The 13,331-nt window shown below is 53.0% G+C and carries 14 protein-coding genes; 4 read left to right on the top strand and 10 right to left on the bottom strand.

Annotated features, from left to right (window positions below; all coding sequences use genetic code 11):
- Positions 1-4: 4 nt before the first annotated feature.
- The 8 genes from RHH53_RS05285 to RHH53_RS05320 all read right to left on the bottom strand — a co-directional run bounded on the left by RHH53_RS05285 (position 5) and on the right by RHH53_RS05320 (position 7,977).
- Positions 5-676, bottom strand: coding sequence for a DUF502 domain-containing protein (locus RHH53_RS05285; protein ID WP_206201376.1), 672 nt, complete (start codon positions 674-676; stop codon positions 5-7).
- Positions 677-709: 33 nt separating this feature from the next.
- Entirely contained in the window at positions 710-1,819 is a 1,110-nt protein-coding gene (locus RHH53_RS05290) for a tetratricopeptide repeat protein (protein ID WP_310744196.1), read from the bottom strand.
- Positions 1,820-1,862: 43 nt separating this feature from the next.
- Positions 1,863-2,996, bottom strand: coding sequence for a molecular chaperone DnaJ (gene dnaJ, locus RHH53_RS05295; protein WP_302676564.1), 1,134 nt, complete (start codon positions 2,994-2,996; stop codon positions 1,863-1,865).
- A gap of 17 nt (positions 2,997-3,013) precedes the next feature.
- The gene (gene dnaK / locus RHH53_RS05300; RefSeq protein WP_206201379.1) at positions 3,014-4,969 is read right to left on the bottom strand and encodes a molecular chaperone DnaK; all 1,956 of its coding nucleotides are present in this window, start codon (positions 4,967-4,969) and stop codon (positions 3,014-3,016) included.
- 169 nt (positions 4,970-5,138) lie between these two features.
- Positions 5,139-5,678: a DUF2854 domain-containing protein gene (locus RHH53_RS05305; RefSeq protein WP_206201380.1), complete on the bottom strand. Its 540-nt coding sequence runs from the start codon at positions 5,676-5,678 to the stop codon at positions 5,139-5,141.
- Between the two features lie 13 nt (positions 5,679-5,691).
- Complete coding sequence (locus RHH53_RS05310) at positions 5,692-6,183, bottom strand: YajQ family cyclic di-GMP-binding protein (protein WP_206201381.1); 492 nt, start codon at positions 6,181-6,183, stop codon at positions 5,692-5,694.
- A gap of 2 nt (positions 6,184-6,185) precedes the next feature.
- Entirely contained in the window at positions 6,186-7,472 is a 1,287-nt protein-coding gene (locus tag RHH53_RS05315) for an ABC transporter substrate-binding protein (protein ID WP_206201382.1), read from the bottom strand.
- Between the two features lie 142 nt (positions 7,473-7,614).
- Entirely contained in the window at positions 7,615-7,977 is a 363-nt protein-coding gene (locus RHH53_RS05320) for a hypothetical protein (RefSeq protein WP_206201714.1), read from the bottom strand.
- Positions 7,978-8,184: 207 nt separating this feature from the next.
- Between RHH53_RS05320 and petB the strand changes: the two genes are divergently transcribed.
- Together petB and petD are read left to right on the top strand one after the other, a co-directional pair.
- The gene (gene petB / locus RHH53_RS05325; protein WP_011056639.1) at positions 8,185-8,832 is read left to right on the top strand and encodes a cytochrome b6; all 648 of its coding nucleotides are present in this window, start codon (positions 8,185-8,187) and stop codon (positions 8,830-8,832) included.
- Between the two features lie 106 nt (positions 8,833-8,938).
- A complete protein-coding gene (gene petD, locus RHH53_RS05330) occupies positions 8,939-9,424 on the top strand; it encodes a cytochrome b6-f complex subunit IV (protein ID WP_011056640.1) in 486 nt (161 codons plus the stop codon).
- 57 nt (positions 9,425-9,481) lie between these two features.
- Here the strand turns inward: petD and RHH53_RS05335 are convergent, their stop codons facing one another.
- A complete protein-coding gene (locus RHH53_RS05335; protein ID WP_302676561.1) occupies positions 9,482-10,012 on the bottom strand; it encodes an NYN domain-containing protein in 531 nt (176 codons plus the stop codon).
- Positions 10,013-10,408: 396 nt separating this feature from the next.
- Positions 10,409-10,882 carry a hypothetical protein gene (locus RHH53_RS05340; RefSeq protein ID WP_206201384.1) on the bottom strand — a complete coding sequence of 158 codons (474 nt, stop codon included), beginning with the start codon at positions 10,880-10,882 and terminating at the stop codon, positions 10,409-10,411.
- 175 nt (positions 10,883-11,057) lie between these two features.
- On the opposite strand from RHH53_RS05340, the gene RHH53_RS05345 reads away from it, so the two are divergent.
- Both RHH53_RS05345 and RHH53_RS05350 read left to right on the top strand, forming a co-directional pair.
- A complete protein-coding gene (locus RHH53_RS05345) occupies positions 11,058-12,509 on the top strand; it encodes a RecQ family ATP-dependent DNA helicase (protein WP_310744197.1) in 1,452 nt (483 codons plus the stop codon).
- Positions 12,510-12,628: 119 nt separating this feature from the next.
- Positions 12,629-13,327 (top strand): FxLYD domain-containing protein, encoded by a 699-nt coding sequence (locus RHH53_RS05350; RefSeq protein WP_310744198.1) that lies wholly within the window; start codon positions 12,629-12,631, stop codon positions 13,325-13,327.
- Positions 13,328-13,331 lie beyond the last annotated feature (4 nt).

Genomic DNA, 13,331 nt, shown 5'->3' on the forward strand with positions numbered 1-13,331 from the left:
GTTCTTAACGCAACGACGCAGGGGCGGGGGGCAGGGTCGAGGTCGGAACTGATCCCGGTGTAACAATCCCCCCGGAAATAATCAGCTTAAAGGCATCCTCGATCGAAATATCCAAATCTCGCACATCCCGCTCACTGGCAATCACATACCAACCGGTGGTGGGGTTAGGCGACGAGGGGATAAATAGACTCAACATTGGCTCGGAAAAGACCGTTTGCAATGAACCATTAATCGTGCCAGTGACAAAGGCCACGGCCCACAGACCCGACCGCGGGTATTCTACGAGCACCACTCGGCGAAAGCGATCGCGCGAGTCCCGCAGAATTGTCTCTAGGAGTTGTTGCAGCACCTTATAAATGGTGCCCGCCAAAGGGATGCGCTTGAGAATGCTCTCACCTGTGTTCAACAGCCACTGGCCAAAGATATTGCGTGCCATCAAGCCAATGAGCAAGATCCCTGTTAAGGGCACCAAAATCCCCACCGCCACATTGAGCAGATCCACCAACAGGGGGTGCCATGTTTTGAAGGGGTTCACCTGCTTAGGAATACGGGTGAGGAGATCCAAGACCCAACTGGAGACAGAAATCGATAGCCAAATCGTTGTTGCCAGCGGGATCACCACCAGCAGACCAGCAATGAGATCATTTTTAATTGCTTGTTGGAGTCGGTGCAACACAGATACTCGCACGAGCAGACTTCTGTTTCTAGCTTAGCGGTTGCTGCCACTGCGGTCACGGTGAAAGGCCAAACTGCTGTAGAGCATGAAGGCGGCATCCCAAGGACTGTCTTCACGGCGAAAGAGGTTAATGTGGGGGGGAATTTTACTCAGGAGTTCGCTAAAGTCCAAAGCAGTTTCAGCAAAACTGGTAAAGTCTTGCCACACGGGGCGATCGCCACAGTGCTGCTGCCACAGACTCGATAACTGCCGCCACTTCACCCATGAGGTACTTTGATCCAAATCCAAATCACTCTGGATCACCTCTGCCACTTGATTGAGGGGAATCCCTTGGTGAAACTGGTAACCGCCGCGATAAAAGCGCAGGATTTGATTTTGCTGAAACAGGTGAAGATCACAGCACTGGGCATGATCCTGAATTTGTTCTTTACGGGTGACTTTTCCTTGGCGATCGCGATCGAACACTTGCTCAAAAATCGGCAGCAACCCCTCCACGCGCTGGCTGACCTGTGACCAAGTAAACGTTAACTCCACTGGCTCTGGCGAGAGCGAACTGGTACACACCACACGCGGCTGTGGCTCCAAGGCTGCAAAATAACGCACCTGCAAGACGGGTGTGGCTGTCAGTGCCTCAAAGGGGACACAAAAGAGGGTAAACCCCTGCTGTTTCAGTTCTTGGCAATAGACGGTGAGTTCCGCAAAATTGCCCGTGCGGATCAAACGCCAGCCCCGCGACGGAATCAACAGTCGCGCCGTGTAGGGGTCAATCTTAAACATGGTGGCCAAAAGACGGGCAAGGATCGTCCGCTGCTCAGAGCCAGCCACCCCCTCCAAAACCAGAAGGCCCTGCTGCTCGACTCCCACCACAGCATGGGTTGCTAAAATCGCCTGTTGCCGCTGCTGTTGGCGAATTTGCTCAATTTTTTCAAGGCCGCGCCGAGCCATTTGCGTCAGCTTGGGGCCACAGTTCAGCCGCAGTAATTGGCGAAAGTCTGACTCCGCCTCCTCTAGCCGCTCTGTCTTGAGATAGAGTTGACCTCGGCACAGGAGGACACGGGGGTCTTCAGGAGGCAAGGTGGCCAGCAATTTTTCTGCCTGTTGGAAATTTCCTTGATCCAGTGCTGTCAAAACCTCAGTCAGCATGGCCAGCGCCCCCAACGGTTTTTTCTATTTTAGGCAACGCGCCCTAACCACCAAATAAGCTGCCGAGGAAGCCCTCTAGACCGCCTTTGCCCATACGCTCGCCGCGAATCTTGGCCAATTTCTCCAGCAGTTCTCGCTCTTCATGGGTGATATGGGTGGGAATTTCGACATCAACGGTAATGAGGTGATCGCCCCGCGCCACGGGATTGCCCACACGGGGGACGCCTCGGCCTTCTAGGATTAACACCGTACCGGGTTGGGTGCCTGCGGGAATCTTCAGTTCTGCTTCGCCATCCACGGTACTCACGGGAATCCGACAGCCAAGAATCGCTTGCAGGTAGCTAATTTTAATCCGCGATAGGATGTTGTTGCCTTCGCGCTGAAACTCAGGATCGGGTTCGACAAACAGATACACATAGAGATCGCCGGGAGGGCCTCCGCGCAGACCGGCATCTCCTTCCCCTGAGACCCGCAGCCGGGTGCCATTGTCCACCCCCGCAGGAATCGTAATTTTCAATTTTTTGCTGACTTGGATGTGGCCTTGGCCACCACAGGACTCACAGCGAGATTCAATCACTTCCCCCGAACCGCCACAGGTCGGACAGGTGGTCAATTGGGTAAAACTGCCGAAGGGAGTGCGTGCCGATCGCCGCACTTGACCGATGCCACCACAGGTACTACAAGTGACTGGCCGTGTGCCGGGTTTGGCCCCTGTGCCTTGACAGGTTTTACAGGTTTCCAAATGATTAATGCGAATTTCTTTCTCACCGCCAAACACCGCTTCGCGAAACTCGAGTTTGAGGTCATAGCGCAGATCTTCACCGCGGGTTGGCCCCTGCGACCGCCGCCCACTGCTGGTAAATCCACCAAATCCACCCCCAAAGAAGGTTTCAAAAATATCGGCGAAGCCGCCCATGTCACCAATGCCAAAGTCACTGAAGCCAGCAGCCCCGACGCCACTGACCCCGGCTTCACCAAAGCGATCGTAGTTGGCTCGCGCTTGGGGATCCGAGAGCACCTCGTAGGCGCGGTTGATTTCCTTGAACTTTTCTTCAGCGCCCGGTTCTTTGTTGACATCGGGGTGATACTTGCGAGCCAAGCGCCGATAGGCTCGTTTTAATTCTTCAGCATCCGCAGAGCGTGAGACACCTAAGATCTCATAGAAATCACGAGCCATAGCCACCGTTACCTAAATTAATCAACCGCTTCATAATCTGAAACAACTGTTTCTTCATTATCGCTGATTATTGTGGCATCACTATCTAAAACTTGAGTGGCTTGGGAACTAATCGTAGCACCCCCCATTGTCGGGGTTGAGGTCATCATGGAACCGCCTGCGGTTTGTTGATAGACCACCGTTCCCAAGGTCACCAAGGCCTGCTGCAGGGCTTCCATCCGCTTGCGAATTTCATCGGGGGTAATATTGTCATCCACCATTGCTGCCTGCATACTCTGAACCACCGGCTCAATCCGTGCCCGTAGATCGGGAGTTAATGTGATGCCATGGTTTTTGATGGTTGATTCATAGCTGTACAGCAGGGCATCGGCTTGGTTGCGCAGTTCGGCAATCTCTTTCTTGATTTGGTCGGCTTGGGCATAAATCGTTGCCTCTTGGCGCATGCGCTCGATTTCCATACTGCTGAGGCCACCGCGATTGGTAATGCGCACACTTTGTTGGCGACCGGTGGCGCGATCGACGGCAGACACACTCAGGATACCGTTGGCATCAATATCAAACGTGACATCAATTTGCGGCACGCCGCGAGGGGCAGGGGCAATGCCCGTGAGCTCAAAGCAGGCCAGTTGTTTATTGTCTTTTGCCATCGGGCGCTCCCCTTGATAGACAGCAATTTCCACGACCGTTTGGCCATCGGTAGCGGTGGAAAAGGTCTGCGTCTTACTGGTGGGGAGGGTGGTATTACGTTCGATGATTTTGGTAAAGACACCGCCAAGGGTTTCCAACCCCAGAGACAGCGGGGTGACATCTAGGAGCAGGAGATCTTTGACCGTTGTTTCCTTGCCCAGAATGCCGCCTTGAATGGCTGCCCCTACGGCAACGGCTTCATCAGGATTAACGGAGCGATCGGGAGTTTTGCCACAGAATTCCTTCACCAACTGCTGAATGGCAGGAATACGGGTTGAGCCACCGACAAGTAACACCCGATCAATCTCTTGAACCGTCAAACCGGCATCGGCGATCGCCTGCTGCATGGGTTCGAGGGTGGCCTGAACCAAGTGGGCGCAGAGTTCCTCAAACTTACTGCGGGTGAGTTCCATTTCAAGGTGCTTAGGCCCTGTTTCATCAGCCGTAATGAAGGGCAGGTTAATGGAAGTGCTCAGGGTGCCCGATAACTCCACCTTGGCTTTTTCAGCCGCTTCGCGGAGGCGTTGCAGTGCCATTTTATCTTTCGAGAGATCGATCCCCTCCTGCTCCCTAAAACAGGCCAAGAGCCAATCAAGAATACATTCGTCAAAATTATCGCCCCCTAGGTGGTTATTCCCCGCTGTGGAGCGCACCTCAAAGACGCCATCCCCCAGTTGCAGAATCGAGACATCAAAGGTGCCCCCGCCCAAGTCAAAAACCAAAATGGTTTGATCTTGATCCTGCTTGTCGATGCCGTAGGCCAAGGAGGCCGCCGTTGGCTCGTTGATAATGCGCATTACCTCAAGGCCAGCGATCGCCCCCGCATCTTTGGTGGCTTGGCGTTGCGCATCACTAAAATAGGCTGGCACAGTAATGACGGCTTGGGTCACGGGTTCCCCCAGATAGGCTTCCGCATCCTGCTTCAGCTTTTGCAGGATCATGGCAGAAATTTCTTGGGGGGTATAGGTGCGATCGCGAATCTGCACATCCACCATGCCATCGCGACCCGGCACACAGGTATAGGGCACGCGCCCCCGTTCTTCAGCGGTTTCCTCCCAGCGGCGACCAATAAACCGCTTGATACTGAAAATCGTGTTCTCGGCATTGGTGACAGCTTGCCGTTTCGCCAGTTGACCCACCAACCGTTCGCCCGATTTGCCAAAGGCAACAATACTGGGGGTGGTGCGCCCACCCTCGGCACTGGGGATCACGACAGGATTCCCCCCTTCTAAGACTGCCACACAACTATTTGTGGTTCCAAGGTCGATGCCAATGACTTTACCCATAGCCGTAATCGCCGTTTCCAAAAATGCGTTGTCAGGAGGAGACTGCTTGCAAAAAAGTCTTACTCTTTAGGCTAGAATGCCGCAATGATGATGCTATCGTAACACCTGAATTCAGGGCAAAACGGTTTACCAATCATCTTAGGCAACTGGAACAGGGTTGACCACAGGCTTACTCGCGAATCAGCGCCACTGCCACACGGTTGTTTCCCTGATCCGTCATGCTTACCCGAATATTGGGGCCAAAGAATGTCTGCATCTTGGCTTGCTTCGATTGCCACACCTCAAGGGGAACCGCCGGGGAGTCAAATTCTAAAATTAATGTATAAGCACCGTCTGTTAAGGTCTCGGCGATCGCCACCAAGACAGGACGCTCGGCATCCGAGGGACTCAGACCTAAACTGGCCAATGTGCTATCTAAGTGTGCTTCTTGACCGTAACGATAACGGGTGACATCCTTACGGATTTGCGTTTGGGTGGGGGTTGCTTGGGCACGGCCAGCGATCGCCTCTGGAGTTGGGGCTTCACGATAGGGCACCGGTTTGAGTTCTGCCGCTTTGAGTGCCAAGCCGCCTAAGAGCAGGGGCACACCGTAGAAAAAGCCCGCTAGATTCAAGGTGGCATTCCCTGTGGCATAGGCCACCACTCCCACCACCGTCAGCAGTGAACCGACAATTAACCCCAACGTTCCCAGCGATACAGACCCCAACATGACCCTTTAACCCCTAGCGGTAGTTCGTAAATTGTAATGGCACGGGGTAATCCTCAGTTTTCAGGCGCTGGATCACTGCTTGTAGATCATCCTTTGATTTGGCACTGACCCGTACCACATCCCCTTGGATCGCGGCTTGCACCTTCTTAAATTCATTGCGGATAAGCTTGCTAATCTCTTTGGCTAGTTCTGAATTGATCCCGCGCCGCAATTTGATCAACTGTTTGACCCGTTGACCACCCGCTGCTTCCACAGGCCCATAGTCAAAAATTTTCAGAGACAACTGCCGCTTCGCCGCCTTCTGTTGCAGAATCGTTTGCACTGAATTGAGCGTAAATTCACTATCGGTGTGAATTGTCAGTCCCTCTTTTGTCAGTTCAAGGGTGGTCTGGGTATCCTTGAGGTCATAGCGGGCTTTGATCTCTCGCTCCGTTTGATCCACTGCATTGACCAGCTCTTGCCAGTCAAAATCACTCACAATATCAAAGGAAAATGTGCTTGCCATGCCTAGGGTTTTTGGGGATTCACTTGACCAATTACCTTTAATTTACCGTCATCAGTGACCTGCCAAATGTCATAGACCCCGACAACATCGCCATTTTCATCAATATCGACATTGCCACTGGCGCCTTGATAGTTGATTTCTTTGCCTTCCCGCAGTAAAGCCAGTCCCTTGCACACATCATCCACTTCTTCCCCCGGTGCGTTGGCCACATCGCGCAATTTGCTGCGAATCCCTTCACCCGTATTTTGTCCTGCGGCCTGTGCAGCTAGTACAAGGAGCGCGGCGGCATCCCAAGTCTGAGCACCAAAGGCCGGCAGATCGCTCCCTTTTTTAGCACGCCACAGTTCTCGCAGGCGACTCAGGGCTTGACCATCGGCGCCGGGAACGGTTCCCTTGGCACCGGCAATAATGTATTTGCCATCGGGAGTACGGCCCACTTGCTCAGGGAAACTTTCGGACTTGACGCCATCGGTGAGGAGAATGGCCACGTTTTGGGTGAGACCTTGCTCAAAGGCGGATTTCAGGAGCAGGCTACCCGTTTCCGGATACAAAATAGCCACCACCGCATCGGGGTTCCCGCTAAAAGCGGCAGCGGCTTCTGTTGTGAAGGTGGTTGCCCGCTCATCATAACGGGTGGGGCGGTCTTCATTGATCACGGTTCCCCCTAGGGCTTTGAAAGCGCGGGTAAATTCCTGCTCAAAGCTGCGGCCATAGTCATTGTTGATCACCACGGTGGCGACTCGTTGATACCCCTGTTCTTTGGCCAGTTGGGCAAGGGCTTGGGCTTGGTAATTGTCGGGGGGAGCAGTGCGTGCCCAATAGCCGTTAAAGTCTCCTTTCTTGGCGCGTTCAGTCAGGAGTGTACTCGTACTGCCGGGGGAAATTAGCATCACTTGACCGCGGGTGGCAATATCGGCGGCGGCATTGGAGACACTACTGCCAAAAGAACCAACGACTCCGGCAACTCGGTCAATCTCCACCAACTTCGTCATCGCTTCTGCCCCAGAGGCAGGATTGGATTGATCATCAGCAGCAATAAGCGTGACGGGCTGGCCATTAACACCACCACAGGCATTCACCGTTTCCACCAGCAGGGGGACAACTTCAGCTATAGGGGTTCCCACCGAGGCTAAGTCGCCGGTTGAGGGCAACAATGAGCCAATCCGCAGCCCCTCACCCGTTGGGGTTGTGGTGGTGGTGTCCGCCTCGCAGGCGCCAATGGTAAAGAGGAGGAGTAATCCTGCAAAAATCTTGGCAGCTGCCCATCCGCTTGACGGCTTCTGACCCATAGCTATACACCCTCACAATTTGTCAGCATGCTACTGCAACTGCGGGAATCTTGCAATGCGCAGAGAGGATACCCTGCACAAAAAAAGGGGCATTCCCACATCAACAGCCCCTTTACATCCAATGCTCTGTGGATGAGGTTTCCTAGGTAGAGGGACGAACTTGCCGCGCCATATTCAAGAAGGCAGCCATATTAGCCCCCGGACGACGCCGCGCAAAACGGGTGTAGGGAACACTGGGGGTGACAGGGGTGGGGGTGGGTTCTGCGGGAGCTGTGGCAACGGGGGTGGGTGCGGCGGCAACGGGTTGAGCGGGTTGAGGAGCAGGAGCAGGTTCAGGGGTCGAGGCAGGTTCTGCCGCTTTAGTAGGGGTTGGCGGTGCAGCAGGGGCAGCCGTGCTCTTATCTAATTCAATGTAAAACTCGCCCTTTTTGCCCAAACCAAAGAGTTTCGCGATTGCCCCCAATAGGCCAAAAATCGCACCAAAGAGTTTCTTCAACAGATTCATCTCAAAGCCTCCCAAGCGGTCGTTGTGAGTAAGGTAGCAGAGGAGACAGCCCCAAGTTAGCATCCTGAAGCTGTTGAGACTTTATTATCGGACGCTCGGTGGCGCCAATCAACCTGAGAGTGCCGGTAACTCAATATGGAAAGTCTGAGAGGGCATATGTTACATTTTTCAAAGTAAAGCAGCGGTTTCGCAGGACTAATCACTGTTATGAACAAAGTTTACGACTGGTTTGAGGAACGCCTCGAAATTCAGGCGATCGCTGACGACATCACCAGCAAATATGTGCCGCCTCACGTAAACATTTTTTACTGTCTGGGTGGCATTACCCTCACCTGTTTTTTAATCCAATTTGCCACGGGCTTTGCCATGACGTTTTACTACAAACCGACGGTGGCTGAAGCCTTTGCCTCTGTGCAGTACATCATGAATGAGGTCAACTTTGGCTGGTTGATCCGCTCCATTCACAAGTGGTCGGCCAGCATGATGGTCTTGATGATGATTCTGCATGTCTTCCGCGTCTATCTTACCGGTGGCTTCAAGAAACCCCGCGAACTTACTTGGGTGACGGGTGTGGTCTTGGCGGTGATTACCGTCAGCTTTGGGGTCACGGGCTACTCCCTGCCTTGGGATCAAGTGGGCTACTGGGCGGTCAAAATCGTTTCCGGTATCCCTGCGGCGATTCCCGTGGTGGGCGATCAACTGGTGGAACTAATGCGCGGTGGTGAAAGTGTCGGTCAAGCCACACTCACTCGCTTCTATAGCTTGCACACCTTTGTGCTGCCGTGGTCGATCGCCGTCTTTATGCTGATGCACTTCCTGATGATTCGTAAGCAGGGCATTTCGGGTCCCCTGTAAGCCAAGCATCAAGAAATGTAACAGAGCCTGCTCTTTTCGGCGGTTCCACTTGTTATGCTCCAAGTAATCTCCCCCCTTGCTGACCCTCTAGGAGAACGATTGATTTATGGCAAAAGTTTTGAAAAAGCCTGATTTAACGAATCCGGCGCTGCGGGCAAAACTGAAAAAAGGCATGGGCCACAACTACTATGGCGAACCCGCTTGGCCCAATGACCTGCTCTATATCTTCCCCGTGGTGATTATGGGCACGATCGCCCTTGTGATCGGTCTAGCGGTGATGGATCCTGCCATGGTCGGTGAGCCAGCGGATCCCTTTGCCACCCCCTTGGAAATTTTGCCGGAGTGGTACCTCTATCCCACCTTCCAGATTTTCCGGGTGGTGCCCAACAAGCTGCTGGGGGTGCTCATGAATGCCTCCATTCCCTTGGGCTTGATGCTGATTCCTTTCATTGAAAGTGTCAACAAGTTCCAGAATCCTTTCCGTCGTCCTGTGGCCATGACAGTCTTCCTCTTTGGCACATTGGTGACGCTATGGCTGGGGATCGGTGCTGCTTTCCCCTTGGATAAGTCGCTGACTCTCGGCCTGTTCTAGACATCTTAAGAAAACACCTCATTTGCTTGCGCATCTGGCGATCGCTGGGTGCGCTTTTTAGTTGGGATTTTGCGAGTCAGTTTTTTCAATAAAGGGTCGAATTTCGTTCAAATCAATGTAGCGATCGGTGGCATTGCGCAGCTCACGGGCAATCATGCCTTCGGTGGAAACAACCGTAATGTGGGTGTTTTTAGAGCGCAGGAGTTCGATCGCCCGCTCAAAATCGCCATCGCCACTAAAGAGAACCACGCGATCGTACTGACCGACGGTGTTGAACATATCAATCACAATTTCAATGTCTAAATTGGCCTTTTGGTAATACTTGCCTAGGGTCTCGTCGTAATATTCCTTCAACAGCTTTGTGCGCACCGTATAGCCAAGGTTAATGAGGGCATCGCGAAACGAACGCTGATCTTGTATGTCCTTGAGGCCGGTGTACCAAAAGGCGTTCACCAATACAATGTTGGGGTCACGGGTAAAAAATTCGAGAACACGACGGGGATCAAAAAACCAGCCATTTTTCTGCTGGGCATAGAACATATTATTCCCATCGATAAAAATTGAGAGCCGTTCTTGATGGGGAAGCATAATTAGGGAGAACCTATAGATCAGTGATGTATGTGTAATAGAAGAACCGTTGATAGAAGTTTGAATAGGCGATGGGTTTTATACATTCTATAGGAGAGAATTTGACAGGATTCAAGGGAGCAAGAGCTAGTCCTTCAACAGGTAACAAGATAAAAAGAAGGTAAAAAGAAATATACGATAAGTTTTGCGATCGCTCGTAATCAGAAAAGTAAAAGTTCGCCAATGGTTCAGTGGGAACACTTTTAAGAAAAAGAAAACATTTATTAATGCTTTTTAACCACTGCAATCTATTTTAATGGAACTGCATAGCGGATGCTATAGTTTTTTCTTTGGCGATCGCCCCTTAAACACCAAAAAAGGGGGCAGTGCCCCCACGGGTTCACTTTGCGGCTGAATCTAGTAGAGGGCACGTACCGGCGGAGCTGGCATCACCGCTGGGGGGGGTGGGGGGGCAAAGAAGGGTTGTTGCGGCGGTGGCAGCGGCGACTCCACCATCAAATTGCAGGGAAAGGGCGTACCGTACATCGAGGTACAGAAGGGACTATCAAGATCACGGGTGCGCACAGGGGGTTGATTGCTTTGCTGATACCACGCATCCGTAGAAACGTAGTTGATCCGCCGTGCCCGATTCACAATGTCATTATCCCGATAGGTGGGAAGCCCAAACGTAAAGGCCGCGTCGCCAGCGATCGAATCATCTTGCCAGTACCCCTGACTGCCATCAATACGATCAAAAGCCTGCGGCAAGGTGGGCTGACTGACAGGAAATTGTTGGGGATTGATGGGTTGGCGGCGGCTTTGGGCAGTTGCCGGAGCGACCACCGCTGCCAACATTGCCACGCATACCAGCGGCACAAATTTCATGCCCATAGGTTCATCTCCATAAGCGTTTTACACTTCGGCAACAGTGATAGGCCTAAAGGGTCTTAGGCATCCTAGGATTTCTTGCTTAAAATTATTCTAAATTCACTCCTCTTGCTGTTCCCAGAAGACTGTGCCGCTTTTTGCAACGCTGAGACTTCTCATCAAGGCTTAAGCCAGTGCAATGCCGGATGCCGATTTAGATCTCATACAGGCCGCCCTACAACAATACTGGGGCTATCCTGAGTTGCGATCGCCTCAAGCAGAGGTGATGACGGCACTCTTACAACGGCGGGATGCCTTAATTGTCCTCCCTACCGGAGCGGGCAAAAGTCTTTGTTTTCAATTGCCAGCAGTGCTTCAGGGCGGATTGACGCTGGTGATCTCGCCGCTGCTTGCCCTCATGGAAAATCAGATCACTGAATTGCGGCAACGGGGTCTTGCGGCAGCAGCCTATCATAGTGAACTGCCCAGCCGCCAACGCCGCCAGATTCTCTCGCGCCTAACCCACTACCGCCTGCTGTATCTTTCGCCGGAGTCCCTATTTTCCACCCCCCTTTGGCAGTGCCTCTGTGCAGCACCGATTCAACTCAATGGCTTGATTGTGGATGAAGCCCATTGCCTTGTACAGTGGGGCGATCGCTTTCGACCCGTTTATCGTCGCTTGGGAACGGTGCGGCCTGCCCTGCGCCAATGTAAACCGCTGCACCCCCGGCTGGCGATCGCTGCTTTTACTGCTACCGCCGATCCCAATGCCCAACGCACCCTCATTGAGGTTTTAGGTCTAGAGCAGCCTGTGCAGATCATTCACAGCCCCTATCGTGCCAATCTCCATTTAGCCGTACGCTCTGTGTGGAGTCGGGGGTATCGCCGCCATTGTCTCCAGCAATTTCTCAAGCAGCAGGGCAGAACCTCAGGCTTGATCTATGCCCGCACTCGCCGCGACTGTGAAACCTTGGCCACTTGGCTTCAGGAGCAGGGGTACCGCACCACCGCTTACCATGGCGGACTGCCGGCAGCACAGCGACGCCAAATTGAGAGCGATTGGTTGCAGGATAAGCTACCCTTTGTGGTCTGTACCAATGCCTTTGGTATGGGGGTGAATAAACCCAATGTGTGTTGGATTTGCCACTATCAGCCACCCCTGCAACTCAGTGAATACCTCCAAGAGGTGGGACGCGCTGGGCGAGATGGCCAACCAGCACAGGCACTGGCCTTGGTGAGCGATCGCTGGGGTTTAGATCGCGAAGATCAACAGCGTTGGCACTTTTTTCAGCGCCAAAGTCAAGATACTTACAATCGTGCCATGGCACTTCAGACGCATCTGCCCCTCAGGGGTAATCTTCCGCAACTGCGACAACACTTTCCTGAGGTGGAACTGACCCTAGCATTACTGCATCAACAGGGGGCACTCCGCTGGCAAGACCCTTTTCACTATTGCCGTCAACCCTTAGCACAGGTGCCACCGCCGCCCAAAGACACTCAAGAACAGTTGATGCAAGAGTTTCTCTATCACCGCGGCTGCCGCTGGCAGTTTCTCCTCCAAGCCTTTGGTTTTGCCACTGAGGCAGGGGGATTGCGTTGTGGCCATTGCGATCGCTGTCGGCCTGCGAACCGTACCTGTAAAATACCGTGAATTCACAGATTGGTATCACTGGGACTTTGTGTACACTGGCACATAGAACGGTAGGTTTACCATCGGTAGGTACAGGTTTCCCAGCAGTCATTCTGTTGCCACGGGGTAGGGGTTCGGGCATGGGGCTACTACAAGTTGAGCAAATTCGCGAAATCCTTCAGGATGTGCTTTCAGAACATGCCGTTGTGGTTCAAGTCAATCAGTTTCGCAACCAATTAAACATTGTTTTGAATAAGCCCCCCGGCACCGTTGCCCACTATTCTGCCTTGGTGGATCTCCTCAAATCCCGCTTGGGACAGTTTCACCTCGACGATATTGCTCGCATTAAAATTATTGGCCGCATTCAAGGTTCGCCTAAACCCGATTGGGAAGAGGTCATTGATCTACGCCCCCCCCACCCAGCCCTAGCTGCCCCTGTGTATGCTTCCTCGGCTCCGTGGGTGGTGGCGATCGCCGCTGGGGTTGTGAGTTTACTAGTGATCTTTAGCTATCATCTCGGTCAGTGGCAGCAACAGCAACGCATGCAGCACTTGATTGGCGGTACCCTTGCGCAACAAGGCGTCACTATGGCCGATTTTAAGTGGCACATCGAGGGCGGTGCACCGTTTATTGTGGGCGTTCTGAAAAACTACAGTGAAGAGCACTTGCGCATGATTCAGGCGGACTTTGAACTTTTTGACAAGGCAGGGCAGCGGGTCGGCGCCGTTTCGGTACAGGTTTATGGCCTTGGCCCTGAGGAAACTTGGCACTTCCGTGAACCCGTGGGCAATCATCAGGCAGTGCGAGCACGACTGGTAAAATTACAGTCATTCCATTAAGTTT

The organism is Thermosynechococcus sp. PKX82, from assembly GCF_031583255.1.
In the GTDB taxonomy this organism is placed as follows: Bacteria; Cyanobacteriota; Cyanobacteriia; order Thermosynechococcales; family Thermosynechococcaceae; genus Thermosynechococcus.